Origin of the sequence: Paenibacillus catalpae (assembly GCF_900112695.1) — a bacterium.
Classification (GTDB): domain Bacteria; phylum Bacillota; class Bacilli; order Paenibacillales; family Paenibacillaceae; genus Pristimantibacillus; species Pristimantibacillus catalpae.
The window spans coordinates 553,664-573,960 of sequence record NZ_FOMT01000001.1; the positions used below are offsets into that span (position 1 = coordinate 553,664).

The 20,297-nt window shown below is 51.3% G+C and carries 16 protein-coding genes and 3 tRNA genes; 18 read left to right on the top strand and 1 reads right to left on the bottom strand.

The genetic code is table 11. The annotated features are described in order from the left end of the window. Positions 1-197: 197 nt before the first annotated feature. The 13 genes from pyrR (at position 198) to BM200_RS02180 (ending at position 18,086) form a co-directional block, all read left to right on the top strand. On the top strand, positions 198-794 hold the full coding sequence (pyrR, locus tag BM200_RS02120; RefSeq protein WP_091180801.1) for a bifunctional pyr operon transcriptional regulator/uracil phosphoribosyltransferase PyrR: 597 nt from the start codon (positions 198-200) through the stop codon (positions 792-794). After that, on the top strand, positions 791-1,696 hold the full coding sequence (locus BM200_RS02125) for an aspartate carbamoyltransferase catalytic subunit (RefSeq protein ID WP_281248347.1): 906 nt from the start codon (positions 791-793) through the stop codon (positions 1,694-1,696). The genes pyrR and BM200_RS02125 overlap by 4 nt, the downstream gene beginning before the upstream one ends. A 31-nt stretch (positions 1,697-1,727) precedes the next feature. Then, positions 1,728-3,020, top strand: a complete 1,293-nt coding sequence (locus tag BM200_RS02130; protein WP_091180805.1) for a dihydroorotase — start codon at positions 1,728-1,730, stop codon at positions 3,018-3,020. Between the two features lie 35 nt (positions 3,021-3,055). After that, a complete protein-coding gene (locus tag BM200_RS02135; RefSeq protein ID WP_091180808.1) occupies positions 3,056-4,201 on the top strand; it encodes a carbamoyl phosphate synthase small subunit in 1,146 nt (381 codons plus the stop codon). Next, positions 4,188-7,406 carry a carbamoyl-phosphate synthase large subunit gene (carB, locus tag BM200_RS02140; RefSeq protein ID WP_091180810.1) on the top strand — a complete coding sequence of 1,073 codons (3,219 nt, stop codon included), beginning with the start codon at positions 4,188-4,190 and terminating at the stop codon, positions 7,404-7,406. Before BM200_RS02135 ends, carB begins: the two co-directional genes overlap by 14 nt. 126 nt (positions 7,407-7,532) lie before the next feature. Continuing rightward, a complete protein-coding gene (pyrF, locus tag BM200_RS02145; RefSeq protein ID WP_091180812.1) occupies positions 7,533-8,258 on the top strand; it encodes an orotidine-5'-phosphate decarboxylase in 726 nt (241 codons plus the stop codon). A gap of 3 nt (positions 8,259-8,261) precedes the next feature. After that, positions 8,262-8,909, top strand: coding sequence for an orotate phosphoribosyltransferase (pyrE, locus tag BM200_RS02150; RefSeq protein ID WP_091180815.1), 648 nt, complete (start codon positions 8,262-8,264; stop codon positions 8,907-8,909). 170 nt (positions 8,910-9,079) lie between these two features. Then, entirely contained in the window at positions 9,080-10,807 is a 1,728-nt protein-coding gene (locus BM200_RS02155; RefSeq protein WP_091180817.1) for a methyl-accepting chemotaxis protein, read from the top strand. A gap of 170 nt (positions 10,808-10,977) precedes the next feature. After that, positions 10,978-11,709 (top strand): ABC transporter ATP-binding protein, encoded by a 732-nt coding sequence (locus BM200_RS02160; RefSeq protein ID WP_091180819.1) that lies wholly within the window; start codon positions 10,978-10,980, stop codon positions 11,707-11,709. Then, positions 11,675-12,739 (top strand): efflux RND transporter periplasmic adaptor subunit, encoded by a 1,065-nt coding sequence (locus BM200_RS02165; RefSeq protein ID WP_091180820.1) that lies wholly within the window; start codon positions 11,675-11,677, stop codon positions 12,737-12,739. The genes BM200_RS02160 and BM200_RS02165 overlap by 35 nt, the downstream gene beginning before the upstream one ends. Positions 12,740-12,742: 3 nt before the next feature. Then, on the top strand, positions 12,743-15,649 hold the full coding sequence (locus tag BM200_RS02170; protein WP_091180822.1) for an ABC transporter permease: 2,907 nt from the start codon (positions 12,743-12,745) through the stop codon (positions 15,647-15,649). 5 nt (positions 15,650-15,654) lie between these two features. After that, the gene (locus BM200_RS02175) at positions 15,655-16,539 is read left to right on the top strand and encodes an ABC transporter ATP-binding protein (protein ID WP_091180824.1); all 885 of its coding nucleotides are present in this window, start codon (positions 15,655-15,657) and stop codon (positions 16,537-16,539) included. 5 nt (positions 16,540-16,544) lie between these two features. Further along, positions 16,545-18,086, top strand: coding sequence for an ABC transporter substrate-binding protein (locus BM200_RS02180; RefSeq protein WP_091180826.1), 1,542 nt, complete (start codon positions 16,545-16,547; stop codon positions 18,084-18,086). Positions 18,087-18,159: 73 nt separating this feature from the next. Here the strand turns inward: BM200_RS02180 and BM200_RS02185 are convergent, their stop codons facing one another. After that, a complete protein-coding gene (locus tag BM200_RS02185; RefSeq protein WP_245772859.1) occupies positions 18,160-18,678 on the bottom strand; it encodes a 2'-5' RNA ligase family protein in 519 nt (172 codons plus the stop codon). A gap of 163 nt (positions 18,679-18,841) precedes the next feature. Between BM200_RS02185 and BM200_RS29860 the strand changes: the two genes are divergently transcribed. From BM200_RS29860 to rnhA, 5 genes are all read left to right on the top strand, one after another. Then, complete coding sequence (locus BM200_RS29860; protein ID WP_175532707.1) at positions 18,842-19,006, top strand: hypothetical protein; 165 nt, start codon at positions 18,842-18,844, stop codon at positions 19,004-19,006. A gap of 152 nt (positions 19,007-19,158) precedes the next feature. Beyond that, positions 19,159-19,235 (top strand) — tRNA-Met (locus BM200_RS02190). 36 nt (positions 19,236-19,271) lie between these two features. After that, positions 19,272-19,348, top strand: a tRNA-Ile gene (locus tag BM200_RS02195). 23 nt (positions 19,349-19,371) lie between these two features. Further along, positions 19,372-19,460: transfer RNA gene (locus tag BM200_RS02200), tRNA-Leu, on the top strand. Between the two features lie 156 nt (positions 19,461-19,616). Further along, positions 19,617-20,294 carry a ribonuclease H gene (rnhA, locus tag BM200_RS02205; protein ID WP_091180831.1) on the top strand — a complete coding sequence of 226 codons (678 nt, stop codon included), beginning with the start codon at positions 19,617-19,619 and terminating at the stop codon, positions 20,292-20,294. Positions 20,295-20,297: the final 3 nt, after the last annotated feature.

The window sequence follows — 20,297 nt, forward strand, 5'->3', positions numbered from 1 at the left end:
GTACCTTTAAATCAGCCCTGTGAGGCTGGCAAGGTAGCGTGAATAACAGATCTGCCGCACGTAGAACAGGGCCTTAGCCTGAACCGCATCCTGCTGGGATAGCGGCGGTTAAGCTGACCCTCTATGTACGGCTGGTCTCAGGCTCCTTGCGTTGTTAGCAAGGAGCTTTTTTTCGTCCTTGCTGATAGGCGCGATTGATGATCCGAACGAGGGAGGCGGCAACGGTGGAAGAAGAGCATCTGGTCATTATGGACGAGACAGCGATCCGAAGAGCTTTGACAAGAATTGCTCACGAGATCGTGGAGAAGAACAAAGGCATTGATAACTGCGTTCTGATCGGCATCCGGACAAGAGGGATTTACCTGGCGCGAAGAATTGCGGATCGTATCCAAGATATCGAAGGCAAGCCGGTAGAAGTCCGCGAGCTCGACATTACGTCTTACCGCGATGACCGCAAAACTTTAGTCGATGCGAGCGTTGAGCTTGCAGCTGTCATCGGCGACCTGAATGGCGAATCGTTCTCCGCACATGATAAGAAAGTTATATTGTGCGACGATGTCCTGTTCACGGGACGTACGATCCGGGCAGCGATGGACGCGCTGATGGACTGCGGAAGACCGCAAAGCATCCAGCTGGCTGTACTGGTAGACAGAGGCCACCGAGAGCTCCCGATCCGGCCTGATTATGTAGGCAAGAACGTACCGACCTCCAAGCAAGAGCAAATTGATGTCTCGTTAACGGAAATCGATCTGAAGGACCAAGTCATGATCATACACCAGAGGGGGCAGGCCTGATGACGACGATGACACAACTTAAACAACGCAGTTTGCTTGGACTGAAAGATCTTAGCAAGGAAGAAATTGAAGCGATCCTGGATCGAGCGGCATACTGGGAACAGCATTCGAGCAAAGTGCACAATGTGATGCAGGGCAAATTCGCAGCGAATATGTTCTTCGAGAACAGCACAAGAACACGCTTTTCGTTCGAAGTGGCAGAGAAACGCTTGGGCGCAGAGGTGCTCAACTTCTCGGCAGCTGTATCCAGCGTGCAAAAGGGCGAGTCGATCTACGACACGGTCCGCACGCTTGAATCGATGGGCATCGATGTCGGGATCATCCGGCTGAAGCCAATCGGCGTACTGGCCGAGCTGGCTACAAAGATTCAAGTACCGCTTATCAACGCTGGCGACGGCAACAACGAGCATCCTACGCAGGCGCTGCTTGATTTATATACAATGCGCAAACATTTTGGCAATCTGAACGGTCTGACCGTCTCCATTATCGGCGACGTCCTGCACAGCCGCGTAGCACGCTCCAATCTGTGGGCACTCCGCAAGTTTGGTGCGAAGGTTCAGTTCTGCTCGCCGGGCAACTTGAAGGCTCCCGAGCTCGACGTGCCATATGTAACGATGGATGAGGCACTAAAAGCCGATGTGGTTATGATGCTCCGCGTACAGCTGGAGCGACACGAGAGCGGCATGCTGAACTCCGCTGAAGCTTACCGCGAGCAGTTTGGCCTCACGGTCGAGCGCGCAAGCAAACTTGGAGAGCACGCGATCATCATGCATCCGGCTCCAATCAACCGCGGCGTAGAGATTGACGACGAACTTGTTGAGCATCCGCAATCACGCATTTTCCCGCAAATGGCAAATGGCGTACCGATTCGGATGGCGGTAATCGAAAGGGCACTGAGCTAACACGAATAAAATCCGGAAGGTGAACAAAACAATGTCAGTATGGATTATTAACGGTAACGTATGGGATACAGCTTCTGGAAGCTTGCAAAAGAAACATATCCGCCTCGAAGGCGAGCAAATTGCGGAAATCGTAGACGGATCTGCAGTCCCTGATACAGGTTCCGCGGAAGTCATCGATGCTGCAGGCAAGCTGGTGTCGGCGGGCTTCATCGATATGCACGTCCACCTGCGCGATCCGGGCTTTGAGTATAAAGAAGACATGGCGACAGGCACAAGATCGGCAGCAAAAGGCGGCTTCACAACAATCGCATGCATGCCGAACACCCGTCCTTCGGTGGATACGCCTGAAACGGTGAAATACATTCTCGATAAAAACGCGGCAGAAGGCGTTGTAAAAGTTCTTCCGTACGCAGCGATTACGAAAAACCAGCTGGGCCGCGAACTGACGGACTTTGCCGCTTTGAAAGAAGCGGGAGCAATCGGCTTTACGGATGACGGCGTAGGCGTACAAAGCGCGCAAATGATGAAAGACGCGATGGCGCTTGCCCAATCGATGAATATGCCGATCATTGCGCATTGCGAAGACAACACCCTGGTTGAAGGGCTGTATGTCAGCGAAGGCTCCTTCTCCCGCAAGCATGGCTTGAAAGGCATTCCGAACGAGTCGGAAGCGATCCATGTCGGCCGTGATGTCCTGCTGTCCGAAGCTACAGGCGTTCATTATCATGTGTGCCATGTCAGCACAGAGCAATCGGTTCGCCTGATCCGCCTTGCTAAGCAAATCGGCGTGCGTGTAACGGCTGAAGTTTGCCCGCATCACCTGGTACTTTCCGATGAAGATATTCCGGGCTTCGACTCCAACTGGAAGATGAACCCGCCGCTGCGCACACCGCGTGATGTAGAAGCAGTTATCGAAGCGCTGGAGGACGGCACGATCGATATGATCGTAACCGACCATGCACCGCATAGCGCGGAAGAGAAAGCACGCGGCATGCAACTTGCGCCGTTTGGCATCGTTGGTTTCGAGACAGCCTTCCCGCTGCTCTACACGAAGTTTGTGCTGACAGGCAAATGGACGCTTGGCTTCCTGCTTGAGCGCATGACAACGGACCCGGCTCGCGTATTCGGCCTTCCTACCGGCCGTCTTGAGCAAGGCGCACCTGCCGATCTGACCATCGTTGATCTGGATAACGAACGTGCGGTAGATCCTTCTGCTTTCGCATCGAAAAGCAACAACACGCCATTTGGCGGATGGAAGCTGCAAGGCTGGACAGTGGCTACAATCGTTGACGGCAAGATCGTATACAACGAATCCGCTAACTAATAGAACATACGAAGACCTGATGAGGAGTGATACGGATGCAAGCAAGATTATTGTTGGAAGACGGAACGTTGTTTACGGGACAATCTTTCGGCGCGGAAACGCAAACGTGCGGTGAGGTTGTTTTTAATACAGGGATTACAGGTTACCAGGAAGTATTGTCCGATCCGTCCTACTGTGGACAAATCGTGACGATGACATTCCCGCTGATCGGTAACTACGGCATTTCGCGCGATGACTTCGAGTCCATCAGCCCAAGTATTCACGGCTTTGTCGTACGCCGTTATGAGCCGGTGCCAAGCAACTGGCGCGCGCAATATTCGCTGGGTGATTTGCTGAAACAATACAACATTCCGGGCATCACAGATATCGATACCCGCATGCTGACTCGCATTCTCCGCCAGCACGGTACAATGAAAGGTCTTCTTACAACCGGCAACGAGCGTATTGAAGAGCTTCAAGAGCGTCTTGGCCTGTCCACGCTGATGACGGATCAAGTAGCGCGCACTTCGACTAAATCGGTCTTCTCGAGCCCGGGCTTTGGCCCACGCATCGTGCTCGTTGACTTCGGCGCGAAGAGCGGAATCCTGCGCGAGCTTACACAGCGCGGCTGCGATGTAGTAGTAGTTCCGCATAACACGACAGCAGACGAAATCCGCCGCCTTGCACCGGACGGCATTCAGCTGTCGAACGGCCCTGGGGACCCGAAAGACGTACCTTACGCTGTGCAAATGATTAAAGAGCTGCTTGGGGAATTCCCGATCTTCGGTATCTGCCTTGGCCACCAATTGTTCGCTCTGGCTTGCGGCGCTGATACAACGAAGCTGAAATTCGGCCACCGCGGCGGCAACCATCCGGTTAAAGAGCTGGCAACAAACCGCTGCTACATCACTTCGCAGAACCATGGCTACACGGTTCTTGAAGATTCCATCAACAGCACAGAGCTGTCGGTTACACACATCAATAACAATGACAAGACCATTGAAGGTCTGAAACATAACAAATACCCGGCGTTCTCGGTGCAATACCATCCGGAAGCTGCACCAGGTCCGTTTGATTCCAGCTATCTGTTCGATGAATTCCTGGAGATGATCCGCGAACACCAGAAGAATAACCCGCAAAAACCTCGTCAAGCTGTGCTTGCGGCAACGTTGAAAGGAGAACTTCAATATGCCCAAAAATAATGAACTCAGAAAAATTCTCGTAATTGGCTCCGGCCCGATAGTCATCGGACAAGCGGCGGAATTCGACTATGCTGGCACGCAAGCCTGCCAAGCGCTGAAGGAAGAAGGCTATGAAGTCGTTCTGATCAACAGCAACCCTGCAACAATCATGACAGACACCAATATGGCTGATAAAGTTTATATCGAGCCCATTACGCTGGATTTCGTATCCCAAATCATCCGCCAGGAGCGTCCTGACGGACTCCTGCCTACACTGGGCGGCCAGACTGGTCTGAACATGGCCGTTGAACTGGCGCGCGCAGGCGTTCTGGAAGCCGAAAACGTTAAGCTTCTCGGCACGCAGTTGACTGCCATCGAGAAAGCAGAAGACCGCGACTTGTTCCGCGATCTGATGCGCGAGCTGGAGCAGCCGGTACCAGAGAGCGTTATCGTAACAACGGTAGAAGAAGCAGTAACCTTTGCCAATGAAATCGGTTATCCAATCATCGTTCGTCCGGCCTATACACTGGGCGGCACAGGCGGCGGTATTTGCGCAAGCGAGGAAGAACTTCGTGAAACCGTTGCTTCGGGTATCCGTTACAGCCCGATCAGCCAGTGCTTGATTGAGAAATCGATCGCGGGCATGAAGGAAGTTGAATATGAAGTTATGCGTGACGCAAACGATAACTGTATCGTTGTCTGCAACATGGAAAACTTCGACCCGGTAGGCGTTCATACCGGCGACAGTATCGTAGTGGCTCCTTCGCAAACGTTGTCCGACCGCGAGTATCAAATGCTTCGCTCGGCATCGCTGAAGATCATCCGTGCCCTGAACATCGAAGGCGGCTGTAACGTTCAGTTCGCGCTGGATCCGCACAGCTTCCAATACTATGTAATCGAAGTTAACCCTCGCGTAAGCCGCTCGTCGGCGCTGGCATCGAAAGCGACAGGTTACCCAATCGCGAAGATGGCTGCGAAGATTGCGATCGGTTACACGCTGGATGAGATCGTTAACCCGGTTACCGGCCAAACCTACGCGATGTTTGAGCCAACCCTTGACTATATCGTATCGAAAATCCCGCGCTGGCCATTCGACAAGTTCGTTAATGCGAACCGCAAGCTTGGCACGCAGATGAAAGCAACGGGCGAAGTTATGGCTATCGGCCGTACTTTCGAGGAATCCATGCACAAAGCGGTTCGCTCGCTTGAGATCGGCACGCATCGTATTCACCTGAAAGAAGCTGTAACACTCGATGACGCTGTTCTGCAAACTCGCCTGGCTAAGCCGGATGACGAGCGTATGTTCCTCGTAGCGGAAGCATTCCGCCGTGGCTACAAGCTGCAGGACATTCAAGACATGACGAAGATTGACTGGTGGTTCCTGGACAAGATCCAAGGTATTGTGGAGTTCGAGGATCAAATCCGCAGAGAGGTAGCTTTGTCCCGCGAAACGCTGTATGCAGCAAAACGCAAAGGCTTCTCCGACCGTTCGATCGCGGAAATCCGCAAAGAAGGCTTCCCGAATGGCAGCCACACGAACGAGCATGATATCCGTGCCTTCCGTAAAGAGCTTGGCATGACGCCAGTTTACAAGATGGTAGATACTTGTGCGGCTGAGTTTGAAGCATCGACGCCTTACTACTACTCGACCTATGAGACAGAGAACGAAGTAACGGCATCGTCGAAAGAAAAAGTGCTCGTACTGGGCTCCGGTCCAATCCGTATCGGTCAAGGCATCGAGTTCGACTACTCGACCGTACATGCGGTATGGGCGATTCAGAACGCTGGCTACGAAGCGGTTATTATCAACAATAACCCAGAGACGGTATCGACGGACTTCAGTACTTCCGACCGCCTGTACTTCGAGCCGTTGTTCTTCGAAGACGTGATGAACGTTATCGAGCAGGAGAAGCCGGTAGGCGTAATCGTTCAATTCGGCGGCCAAACAGCTATCAACCTTGCTGCTCCGCTTACGAAAGCTGGCGTACGCATCCTGGGCTCCAGCCTTGAGAGCATCGACACAGCGGAAGACCGCAAGAAATTCGAAGCTTTGCTTCGCAGCTTGAATATCGCACAGCCTGAAGGCAGCACAGTAACTTCGGTTGACCAAGCGGTAGAAACAGCACAAAAACTCGGCTATCCGGTACTTGTTCGTCCTTCCTACGTCCTTGGCGGCCGTGCGATGGAGATCGTATACTCCGATGAAGAGCTTCTGAGCTACATGGAAGTAGCCGTGAAGATCAACCCTGAGCATCCGGTACTGATCGACCGTTACATGCTTGGCAAAGAAGCAGAAGTTGACGCGATCTGCGACGGCGATACCGTTCTGATCCCTGGCATCATGGAGCATATCGAGCGCGCAGGCGTTCACTCCGGTGACTCGATCGCGGTATATCCTCCACAATCGCTGTCCGACGATATCAAGAATCAAATCGTTGACATTACGATCAAAATTGCAAAAGCACTGAAGGTTGTTGGTCTTGTAAATATCCAATTCGTTATCTTCAACGAAAAAGTATATGTCATCGAAGTTAACCCGCGTTCGTCCCGTACAGTACCGTTCCTGAGCAAAGTAACGGATCTGCCGATGGCGAACCTGGCAACGAAAGCAATTCTTGGCACTAAGCTGGCTGATCTTGGTTATGTAGACGGCCTGTGGCGTGAAGACAGCTATGTATCGGTTAAAGTACCGGTATTCTCCTTCGCGAAGCTTCGCCGCGTTGACCCTACGCTGACTCCGGAGATGAAATCGACGGGTGAAGTTATGGGCCGCGATGAGAACTATGCGAAAGCTTTGTTCAAAGGCTTGATTGGTGCAGGTATGAAAATCCCGATGTCCGGTGCGATCGTTGCAACCGTGGCGGACAAGGATAAAGAAGAAGCGACTGAACTGCTGCGCGGCTTCTACGACCTGGGCTACAAAATTATTGCCACAGGCGGAACGGCTGATACGCTTGAAGCTACGGGCATGCGTGTAAGACGCGTGAACAAGCTGAGCGAAGGCGCTCCAAACATTCTTGACCTGATTCGCGAAGGTGAAGCACAGTTCGTAGTCAATACCTTGACGAAGGGTAAAACACCTGAGCGTGACGGCTTCCGTATTCGCCGCGAAGCGGTAGAGAACGGCGTCGTATGTATGACATCGCTTGATACGGTACGCGCTTTGCTGAAGATGCTCGAGTCGATCAACTTCTCCTCGCGCCCTATGCCGGTGGTGCAGAAGTAATTGAATACATGAAAGCACGGCCAGCGCCGGTTGCTTTCGGAGGTATGAAGCTCCAAGCTTCATACCTCCGAAGCCGGCGGATGGCCGTTTATTTCGGCCTCGGAAGCGGAAGGAGACCTTAAAGCGATGAGTTTAACAAGAGAACAAGCGGCAGGCAAAGTAATGGTTGCCCTTGATTATGCGGATGCGGCGTCGGCTGAACGGCTGCTTAGCGAACTGGAAGGCATCCCATGTTACATGAAAGTGGGCATGCAGCTCTTTTATGCGGCGGGACCTTCGTTCGTAGAGGGTTTGAAGAAACGCGGTTACCGCGTGTTCCTTGATGTGAAGATGCACGACATTCCAAACACGGTTAAAGGCGGCTCGAACAGCGTCACGAAGCTTGGCGTTGACATGTTTAACGTTCATGCAGCCGGTGGCGCGGCTATGATGGAAGCGGCTGTAGAAGGCGCTGAAGCAGCGCTGTCCAGCGGACAAGCAAGACCAGCCATTATCGCTGTTACGCAGTTGACAAGCACAAGCGTGCAGATGCTAAACGAAGAGATCGGTATCGCAGGCTCAGTCGAGCAGGCGGTGGTCCGCTATGCAGAATTGGCCAAACGTTCTGGTCTGACAGGCGTTGTAGCTTCTCCGCTTGAAGTGGAAGTGATAAAGGCAACATGCGGCACCGCTTTCCAGACCGTTACTCCGGGCATTCGTCCAACTTGGGCGGCGACTAACGACCAGTCACGCATCATGACGCCTCGTGAAGCGCTGCAGCAAGGTACAGACTATATGGTAATCGGACGCCCAATTACAGCGGCAGCAAGTCCGCGTGAAGCATTAGAATCTATCATTGAGGAGCTGATCTAAGCTATGAGCAAAGTGACATTAACGGATTTGCCCCGTGCAATCGCAACAAAGCTGCTGGAGATCGAAGCGGTAGCGCTTCGTCCGAATGACCCGTTCACTTGGACATCCGGCTTGAAATCTCCTATTTACTGCGATAACCGTTTGACCATGACATACCCGGAAATCCGTGACATGATCGCAGAAGGCTTTGCTGCGGTTATCCGCGAGCGCTACCCGGATGCAGAAGTCATCGCCGGCACTTCAACGGCAGGCATTCCGCATGCGGCATGGGTCGCTCAAAAGCTGAACCTGCCTATGGCTTACATTCGTGATAAAGCAAAAGGCCACGGCAAGCAAAACCAAATCGAAGGCCGCATCAATCCCGGTCAGAAGGTTGTTGTTATCGAGGATCTGATCTCGACAGGCGGCAGCTCGCTGAAAGCTGGTCTGGCGGTCCGTGAAGCAGGTGCGGAAGTACTGTCGGTTCTGGCCATCTTTACTTATCAATTCGAGAAAGCTTCAAATGCGTTTGCAGCGGAGAACATGCCGCTGGAAACGTTGTCGAACTACAGCGCATTGATCGAAGCGGCTGTTGAAATCGGCAAAGTGCAAAGCGAGGACATTGCAACGCTGCAGGCATGGCGTGCAAATCCGGAAGCATTCGGCAAATAAATTTATTTGAATAGACCAAGAGCAAGCCCTTACAGGCTTGCTCTTTTTTTAATTCGACAAAGAAATTTGTAAATTATGATAAGCAGTTATACCAACTAATGCTCATTTTACCGATAACATAGTAGATCATTATCATCAATATCGTTTATTGAAAAGGGGCTAATCGCGGGATGAGATTCAATTTAAAATGGAAGATGGCTTTAATCGGGTTGTTACCGCTTTGTTTCTATGTGTTCTCCGGCATCTATTTGCTGAGTGAACTTATAAAAACAAATGAGACGATGTCAGATGAGGTGTACGGCGTATCTGCCCGTTCTTCAGCGCTTATTTTGAATGCAGACCGCGATTTATATCAGGCCTACTCGGCTTATCAATATTTGGCATTTGGAGATTTAGATGAAAGCGGCAAAGCGGAATGGAACAAGTTGCTAAACGAGAATATAAAGGATGCCATGGATCGGGTAAATGAAGCCAAAGGCATATTCGAGGCGAATAAGCTGCTGGAACTGAAGAATGAGGGTGACAAATCAGTCGGGCAGCTTTTTCAAGAGTTTAATACCGATTTCAGCACTTGGGAAAAAGCGGTAAGCAGCGCGGTTCAAGCCGATAACGCCGCCGAGCAGGATAGGGAGCTTCGCGGACAATTTGAGAAAGCCAGGGCGGGGCTTGACGATATTGACGGCTTACTCGAACAATACGCCGGAGTACAAATAGACGAGAGCAAACAGAAGCTGGAAAGCACGAAATCTGGCATATACATCGGGATGGGTCTTGCAGTCCTGTTACTGGTGGTACTTATTTACTTTACTATTCGCATGGTCACGAGGACAGTAAAAACCATAATGATTAGAATGAAACGGGTCGCAGAAGGCGACTTGACCACTGAACGCAGCGTAACATACAGCAGAGACGAGCTTGGGGTTATTTTACGCTCGGTTGATGATATGATTGGCATTCTGAAACGGCTTATTACCGCTATCACTTCCAGCGCGAAGGAAGTGGGCAGCTCTACCTCGCAGTTAAACATCGTCTCTCAAGAATCGGCTACGGCATCGCAGCATGTGGCGGCGAACATTCAAGAAGTGACTAGCGGCACTGAGGTTATGGCGCGGAGCGCAGAGGAAACGGCAAAGGCCATTGAAGAGATGACGATTGGCATACAGCGTCTTGCTCATAATATTACGGCTTCAGCAGAGCAGTCTGCATCCACTTCATCCGAAGCCGGTCAAGGACAAGAAGCGCTAGGGCGGCTGATTGGACAAATGGGAGAAATAAAAGATGTCATCGGCCAGCTGGCAGGCGTTATTGAAACATTGGAGACCCGTTCGCAGCAAATTGGCGCCATCGCGGAGAATATTACCGCATTTGCAAACCAGACAAATATCCTGTCTCTAAACGCTTCAATCGAAGCGGCAAGAGCTGGCGAGCAAGGACGCGGTTTTGCCGTTGTAGCCGGCGAGATCCGTAAACTTGCGGCAAGCTCTTTGGAGTCAGCCGATGGTATTCATCAGCTGGTTGCCGAGACAAGGGGCGAAATATCGGGCGCCTCCAGCTACATGGCGCAAACTCTGGAAGAGGTGGAGCGTGGTAATATCCGGGTTGAGGAGCTGCAACAACGCCTAGCGGTTATTGTGGCTGCAATCGATCATATGAGCGGGCAATTACAGGAAAATTCGGCGATTACCGAACAAATGTCAGCCAGCTCAGAGCAAGTTAATGCTTCGATGGAGCAAGCCGCTTCTTCTGCAGCTGCTAATCTTGAGCGGACCGAGAGCGTAGCCGCGGCAACGGAAGAGCAGCTTGCGCTTATGGAAAGTATCGCTTCCGCGGCAAGTCAATTGGAGGGGACAGCCCGTGAGCTGAATAGGGAAGTCAACTATTTTAAAGTGAACGAATAGAAAAGGCAGTAGAGACACCGTTCATATGTCAGAGTTAATGGCAATATGAGCGATGTCTTTTTATTTTTTAGAAGAAATTTCTTTCGCTTGGAACTTTTTCTGAGTGAGAAACGTCTAACGATTTAGATGAGAATTATGAAAGAGAGATAGGGGAGGTATCGCATCCGTTCATGGCGGCAACAGACAAGGAAGATCAAGTTGATGGAGGGCAGCAGGACAACGAATTACATAGCACCAGGTTGCTGTCGGTTGTTGATGTAGAGAGAACTTTTCAAGCCGGAGGAGCGCCGCTGCGCGTTCTGAAGGGACTTCATATGGAGCTGAGGCATGGCCAGCTTGTTATGCTGCGGGGCCGGTCCGGTTCGGGGAAAACAACATTGCTCAACTGCCTTGGAGGACTGGATACGCCCAGCAAAGGCGAGATCTGGTTTAACGGCAAGCCGGTACACCAATTAAACGATAACGAGCGGACGCATATCCGGCGCAAGGAAATGGGATTTATTTTTCAGGCATTTGCTTTAATGCCTCTTCTGTCTGCTTGGGAGAATGTAGAGCTGTCACTACGCATGGCCGGCACGCCTCGCTCCGAGTGGAAAGAACGGGTAGCTTATTGCCTTGAACTTGTTGGCCTCGAGAAACGGATGCATCACCGTCCGTTCGAGCTGTCGGGGGGCGAGCAGCAGCGTGTCGCTATTGCCAAGGCCATTGCGCACAAGCCGATTCTTCTTCTGGCAGACGAACCAACAGCCGAGCTCGATTCGAATATGTCCGCACAGATTATGGCGGTCTTTCAAAATATTATTCGCACAGAACAAGTTACGATTTGCATGACTACACACGATCCTACAATTTTGGAGGTTGCCGATCATGTCTATGAAATGGTGGACGGGAAATTTGTATAAGCGTTCTGCAGCTGTAATGATTGCAGCATCGGTCTTGATGACCAGCGGCTGCGCATTGCTGCCCGATGAACCGGAAGAGGAGGTGCTGCCGTCCATCGCACCGCCTCAAATCTCGAAGAAGCCGGAGTATGAGGTAACAACGGCGACTTTGGAGACGAAGGTGCAGGTTATCGGCAAGATGATCTCGCAGCAGGAGGAGACGTTATATTTTACGCTGGACGGTATGCGTCTGAAGGAGTTAAACATTAAAGCCGGCGATCAGGTGAAAGCAGGCCAAACGATTGGCGTGCTTGACGTCGAGCTGATGCAGAAGGATCTGCGCAATCAGAAGCTGGCCTTCCGCAGAGAAGAGACCGCAATGAAGGAAGCTCTTCAGATGAAGGATGAGATGGACCCGATTGAATTCGAAGAGAAGTCGATTGCTTTCGAAGAGAAAAAGCAGGCGCTCAGTGATCTGGAAGAGCAGATTAGCCGATCGGTTCTAACCGCTCCGTTCAGCGGTACCGTTGTTACGCTTAATGTACAGAAGGGCGATCTGATTAAAGCCTACGATCCGATAGCGGTTATTGCGGATACAAGTCTGCTTATCCCTGCAGCGAAGCTGACCAAGGATGAGCAAGCCAAGATTGCCGTTGGCATGCCGGTTGTCGTAGATATCAATAATTCCGGACAATTCAAAGGGACCGTCAAAGCGCTGCCCGTGACAAACCCCGATCCTAATGGCGGCGGTGGCGGCGGCCAGGAGCCGGCAAGAGAACGGCCGGAAGATTTCATGGTAGTAGCTGTGAAAGATTTGCCGAAGTCCATTAATCGCGGTACGCCATTATCCATTAACATTATCACGAAGAGGAAGGAAAACGTCGTCGTTATTCCGCCATCCACGCTTCGTACGATCGGCGCCAGAACTTATGTCCAGGTGGTTGATGCAGACGGGAAGCGGGAGGTGGACGTCGAGGTCGGCCAGCAAACGGCAACGCAGGTTGAAATCATTAAAGGACTTACGCCGGGCCAGAAAGTTGTAGGTAAATAGCTTATGGGGATTCCTTTATTCCGATTTCTGTTCCGCAAAATGTGGAATACCCGCTGGCTTACTTTAAGCACTTTAGCTGGACTTATACTTGCCGTTGCTTTTGCAACGAGTATTCCTATGTATGCCGACGGCGCGTTAAAGCGCGTTGTTGCCCAATCCTTGCAGGAGAAAAGCGACGGCCTTCCTGCCGGCTCCCTGCTTATGCGTTATCAGGTGCCGGGTGGTGAAAAGACGGATCCGGCGGCTTTGAAAGAGTTGGAGCGCTTCATTAAAGAGGATGTTCCTCGTCAGATCGGCTTCCCTTACCAGACGAATATAACAAGCTATTCGATCAGGGGATCCGAAGTCGTTCCGGAGGATCCGAGCAAGGTAGATGCAAGCCGGATCCGTCAAATGACGGTCATGACGATGGCGGACCTTCAGGAGAAAACCGAGCTTACGCAGGGCCGCTGGTTCAACAATACAGAAGGTGTCGGTGACGTCCTCGAGGCAGTGATGCTGGAGGAAGGGATGTACCGCAATGATCTGCATGTCGGTGATGTACTGGAATATCCGGTATACGGCGGGCTTGATCTTACCCTTCGCGTCAAGATAGTTGGTGTCGTGAAGCCACTAAGTCAGACTGATCCTTATTGGTACCAGGGGCTAGAAGGTCTGATGAATACTCTCCAGATCAGCGAGACGGAATTTATGGGATCGCTGATTCAAAAAGCAGGCATCCCGGTCAATAATGCAAGCTGGTATTATGCATTTGATTTGTCTCAGGTGAAGACGAGTCAGCTGTCACCGCTAAACCGGACGCTCGAGCGGCTCAATATCGATTTGTATCAGAAGCTGAAGGGTGCAAGAGTGGAAATTTCCTTCGCTTCGACTCTGACGGAGTTTAAGAAGCAAAGCCTGCAGCTGCAGACACTTCTCTTTACCTTGGCAGCGCCGATGATTGCGATGGTATTCTACTTTATTGCCATGAATGCCCGTCAATCGCTGGATAAACAGCGAAGCGATATTGCCGTCCTGCGAAGCAGGGGAGCTGGAACCAGGCAGATTATATGGATCTACTTGCTCGAGGGGCTGCTGCTTGGCAGTATAGCCATCGTGGCGGGGCCGTTAATAGGCTGGTTCATGGCGAAGAGCATAGGTTCGGCAGACGGATTCCTGTCCTTTGTTAACCGGAAATCTATCCCGGTTGGCTTCTCAACAGAGGCCATTATCGCAGGGGTGGCGGCTGTCCTGCTGGCCGTGCTTTCCACCGTTATTCCGGCAGTAATCTATGCACGCTCCTCTATAGTCAGCTACAAGAGAGAGCTTGCCCGTTCTGACCGCGGTCCGGTATGGCAGCGCTGGTTCCTGGACGTTGCTCTGCTGGCTGTGGCAGGATATGGCTGGTATATGTTTAATGAACGGCAGATGTTGTCCTTCCAGACGGGAATGACGACCGATCAATTAAATGTTCAGCCGTTTCTCTTCTTTGTACCGGCGCTCTCGATCTTTGCGCTTGGCCTGTTCTGCTTGCGGTTGTTCCCTTGGCTGCTGAAGCTGTTCAACTGGCTGGGACGCAAATTTCTGCCGGTGCCATTATATTTGACGCTGACGCAGCTGTCACGTTCATCCAAAGGTTATTACCCGCTGATGATCCTGCTTATCCTGACGCTTGGTCTTGGCGTTTATAATGCCTCTGCCGCGCGGACCATTGATCTTAACTCTACCGAACGTACGCTGTACAAATACGGTTCGGATGTCACCATACAAACGGTTTGGGAAGGTACGGTTGAAGTACTGCGCCCAAGCGGCGGAGACAACGGCAATGGCGGCAACGGAGGTAACGGCGGAGGCGGTAATGGTGGCGGATCCGGCGGAGGCGGTAACGGTGGTGGCGGTGGTGGTGGCGGCCAGCAGCCGGTACCAACCCGAATCCTGTATAACGAACCGCCATTTGAGATATTCCGCAAGCTGGAAGGCGTTGAGGCGGCAGCCCGAGTTCTTCAGACCAAAGGCAATGTGGTGGTTTCAGGCCGGTCGATCGGGCAAGGCAGTGTCATGGGGATCGATAATGTCGATTTTGCGAAAGTCGCTTGGTTCCGAAGTGATCTGTTCCCGACTCATCCTTACAATTATTTGAATTATTTAGGCATGTATGAGCAGGCTGCACTTATTCCGTCCAATGTAGCGGAGAAATATCAGCTTAAGCCGGGCGATTTGATATCTGTCGGGTTCTCGGAAGGCATGCTTGAATTCGTGGTCGTTGGCATCCTACCTTATTGGCCGACGCAATACCCGGATCAGTCGCCGTTTGTCATCACGAATCTGGATTATATTTATGACCAGCTGCCGATGATGCCTTACGAGGTATGGCTGAAGATGAAACCGGACGCCAAGCTGGCGCCAATCGTGGAAGAGCTGCAGAAAGCGGGCGTCGAGATCGCTAATGTGAAAGACGTACGCTCGGAGCTCATTACCCAATCGAAGCTTCCGACCAGAGGCGGCGTATTCGGGATTCTCAGCCTTGGCTTCCTCGTCTCTGTCATTGTTACATTAACCGGCTATGTCCTGTACTGGTTCTTTAATCTTTCGGGCCGGGTTGTACAGTTCGGCGTGCTGCGGGCAATGGGACTTTCCCGGAGACAGCTGACCGGAATGCTGCTGCTGGAGCAGCTGTTTACGGCAGGATTGTCGATTGGTTTAGGTATTCTGATCGGTAAAATTACAAGTTTGATCTTCCTTCCGTTCCTGCAGACCGCAGAGAATGTGGCGGATACGGTTCCTCCGTTCCGGGTCGTCTTTGACTCGAAGGATACGAATCAGCTGTACGCGGTTGTTGGATTTATGATGGTGACGGGAGCTGTGCTTCTCTTCCTGCATATCCGCAGGCTGCGGGTGCATCAAGCAGTCAAAATGGGAGAGGAGCGGTAAACAACATGATTACTTGCGAAGGGCTCGTCAAAATTTACAAAAGCGACGATCTGGAGGTTGTCGCTCTGCAAGGCCTGAACCTCAAAGTAGAAGACGGAGAGCTGATGGCGATCATCGGCAACAGCGGAAGCGGGAAGTCAACCCTGCTCAATATATTGGGCGGGCTGGACCGCCCCTCCGCGGGCTCCGTCCACGTCGGGCCGTGGGATCTGCTGAAAATTTCCGAAGATGACCTGGTGAAATATAAGCGCGAAACCGTAGGCTTCATCTGGCAAAATAATGCTCGCAACCTGCTGCCATACCTGACGGCTTTGGAAAACGTCGAGATGCCGATGATGCTTTCCGGCAAGGTCGACCGGGCTTATGCGAAGCAGCTGCTCGAATGGGTGGGCCTGAAAGAACGGATGCACAACAAGCTGCATCAGCTTTCCGGAGGCGAGCAGCAGCGTGTTGCTATAGCGATCTCGCTATGCAACCGACCAAAGCTTCTGCTGGCCGATGAGCCGACCGGTTCGGTAGATACAGCAACCTCGGATCTGATTATGGGCATATTCAGGAAGCTTAATCAGGAGCTTGGCGTGACGATCGTTATTGTTACCCACGACCTTACGCTTGCCGGCAAGGTAGACCGTGTCGTTGCGATACGCGATGGATTAACGAGTACGGAATTTCTAAAGCGCAATCCGAATATGATTCCCGGTGGAGGTGAGGAGCAGCAGGAGGAGAAGGGGCTTCAAGCCGTTCATGAGGCTTATGTTGTCGTGGATCGTGTTGGCCGACTGCAGGTACCAAAAGAGTATTTGAGTGCATTAAACATTAAAGACAAGGCATCGATGGAATTTGACGGCGAGCGGATTATTATTACTCCGCCGAAATCACTGGGGGGTTAAACCGAATGAAGAGGAAATGGGCGTCCAAAGTTACTTTCTTGTCCTTATCGCTAATTATGTCTACTTCGCTTCTTGCAGCATGCAGCAAAGGCTCGGAGAGCACGGCTGAGAAGCATGTGCTTCGTCTTGGCGTATTGTACGGGGGAGCAGATAACGAATCTTATGTCCGCCAGCAATATACCGATACGTATGAAATGATGCATAAAAATATCGACTTTGAAATCGTCAGCGCGATTGATTATAATCAGCAACGATTTGATACACCTGGACCGGACGGCGTAACCAACCAGCCGGATCCATTCGAGAAAATGAAAGAAATGCTTACCGGGGATAATCCGGTTGACGTTGTTATTCTGGATTACAGCATGCTTCGCCGTCTGATCCAAGATAATCTGCTGCAGCAGCTAGATCCGCTTATTCAGAAGAGCAAATTCGATCTGACCGACTACGTGCCAACCGTTATTGACGGCATCAAATCGGCTGATGACAGCGGCAATATCTATGCTCTGACGCCTACTTTCAGCTCTTCAGCCTTGTATTACAACAAAAAAATGTTCACCGATGCTGGTGTTGAACCACCTGTAGACGGTATGACCTGGGATGATGTGATTGACAAAGCCAAGCTCGTCGCTACAGGTGAAGGCACGGACCGCAAGTTTGGTCTCTCCATTAACCGCTGGGCAGGCGACGGCTTCAGCGATGTTCAGACTTACGCAGCTCCGCTGCAATTGAAGATGTGGGATGACAAAGGCGAGAAAATGCTTGTGAACAACGAACAGTGGGAATCGGTATGGACTACCGTTGCTGATCTGTATAAGCAAAAAATCTCTCCAAGCCAGGAAGATATGAGCGCTTGGCAGCAAAAGGTTGTCACGGATGAACCAGGCTCCTATAACCCGCTTGGCGGCGATATGTTTATGAATGGCAAAGTCGCTATGACCATCGGTGAATACGGCTACGTTAATGAGCTGAGCAACACGATGAACAATGCGGACAAAATTAAAAACTTCACGCCGTTCGACTGGGATGTTGTAACCATGCCAACTCAAACGTCTAAGCCTGGCATTGGCAGCAGCATTTACTTCAGCCAGCTGATGGGTATTAACACGAAAGCGCAAAACCCGGACGACGCCTGGGATTTCGTTCAGTTCACCAACAGTGCGGAATGGGCAGAGATGAAATCGCGCAGCACGTATGAGCTGGTCGCGCGCAAAGAGTTCTTGAAGCCGAGAAACGGAATGAGCTACAACATTAATGCGTTCACTACACTCAAGCCAATTCCACCGCAATCGACAGACACAGAAAAGCTGATGCGCGAGAAACCGGGTATCTGGGAAGCGCAATCCCCTGGATATGAATTGTTCCAGAAGGTCATCAAAGGGGATTTGTCGGCGAAGGAAGCGCTCCAGGAATGGGAGACTAAAGGCAATGCCGTGCTGGAGAAAATAAAAAATAATCCGAATGGCAGCGTTGGCGATGGCGGCGGTCCAATCGTTAAGCCGTTAGGTGACGGTGCAGCATCCGTAGAAGCTGCTCCTATAGGCTAATTAGCAAACCAAAATTCATATTAATCGAGAGAAGCCCGGTAGGATTCCTGCCGGGCTTCTTTGCTTTGCTTATTTATCCTTGCAGTGAAAAAGATTTATCAACATGCCACATTCCGCTTGCGGTCTTACGAAGCAGATGCAGCTGATCAATCGCCGAAGTCAGATTAACCTCAGACATCCGAAGATTGCCATAGAGATCATGGAGCTCGTCAGGCGGCATATTTTGCCCGATGGTCACATGCGGGGTGTAGACGAAGTTAGGTGCCGGGACATGGAGCGGACCGCTGCATACCGCTTCGTGGAGGCGGACCATTGGAGCTGGATCCTCCAACGCCAAATACAGCACATGACTGGCCGGGTAGAAGGAGGACACACGGTTGAAGCGGATCTGGAACGGCTTCGTTTGGGAAGCGACCGCTTCGAGATGCTCGGTTATAGCCGGCAGCTGGAGATCGGACAGCTCTTCTTGTTCCCGGACCGTCATGTGCGGCGGAATGATCGAATAATGCGGATCATGTCGAATACGCCAGCTGTTGGCGAAGTCCTGTACGGTTTGTGTCGGAAATACGGCAATACCATAAAGCATACTCATCAGCTCCTTTATTCAAATATAAGTAAGGATTCTTCGGAATGAAACGCGTCTCGCAGCCAATGGGCGGCGATAGACGTTTCACCGTGGCTCGATAATTTGATTATACCCGATTTGCTTGATTTCACCGAATTTGGGCATTATATATCCCGAGGAGGGATCCGTTATGAGATGGATATATTGGGTACGGTTATACGAAACCAAATTTCAGGCTGGCTGTCTTGTAAGAAGAATGGAAAATGACTGGTGGGTATACGGGTATGAATGCCCTCAGGAGATCGAGGTTTTCCGGTCAAGAAAAGGCCGTTATGGCGTGCGCTTTCTTGTCTAATCATATGTTGCAGAGGGAACAACGATATGCCAAATAAGAAGCCGTACATATTTTTTCCTCAGAAGAGAAATAAATGCTTGACTGTGCATATGGGTGTGTAGTATATTAATTGATGTCGCCATTTCAATTTGATGACTAACACAAATGGATATCGCGGGGTGGAGCAGCTCGGTAGCTCGTCGGGCTCATAACCCGAAGGCCGCAGGTTCAAATCCTGCCCCCGCAACCAACCACTCGTTTGAAACGTGATCGTGGCGTTTTACGAGGGCCCTTAGCTCAGTTGGTTAGAGCGGTCGGCTCATAACCGATTGGTCGTGGGTTCGAGTCCCTCAGGGCCCACCATTTTGAAGCATCAAACAAAAAATGCCGGGGTGGCGGAACTGGCAGACGCACAGGACTTAAAATCCTGCGGTGGGTGACCACCGTACGGGTTCGATTCCCGTCCTCGGCACCATTTTTCTTGAACTACATAGGAATTATAAGATAAACCCCTTTCGTTAGGTCATTCGGCCAAGCGAAGGGGGTTTTTACGTGAAATAAACAGTATGGATGATTGTCCTTCAATCCATTACAATAGGAAGACAATGTTGAATGTAAAGGTGGTTCAAGGATGGCAGGTAGCAAGCATTATGTCGTCTGGGTAGGCAAGCAGCCTGGCGTGTACAAGAGCTGGCCGGAGTGCCAGTCGCAAGTGAATGGATATCCGGAGGCGAAATACAAATCTTTTGAATCCAGGGACAAAGCGGAGGCTGCTTACAAAGAAGGCTGGAAAAAGCATTGGGGCCAAGGGGAAGGGGCGGCGACGGCAGCGGCGTCTCCGGTACGCAGCAAAACGTCATCCTACACCTCCAAAACGGCTTCTGCGGCAGCAGAGGAGCAGGAGATCGATTATGACAGCATCTCTGTTGACGTCGGCACACGGGGCAATCCAGGGCCGGTAGAATACAAAGGGGTAGACACGCAAACGGGTGATATTCTGTTCTACGTGGGTCCAATTCCAAACGGCACCAATAATCTAGGTGAGTTTATTGCCGTTGTTCATGCGCTCGACTATCTGAAGAAAAAGGGAAGCAATCAGACGATCTACAGCGACTCGAGAACCGCATTAAGCTGGCTGCGGAATAAGAAGATCGCATCAACGCTAGTAAGAGACGCTTCAACGAAGCAGATTTGGGAGCTTGCCGATTGGGCGCTGGATTGGCTTCGCAGCAATACGTATTCTAATAAAGTAGTGAAATGGAATACGGAGGAATGGGGAGAAATCCGGGCAGATTTCGGAAGGAAGTAAGGG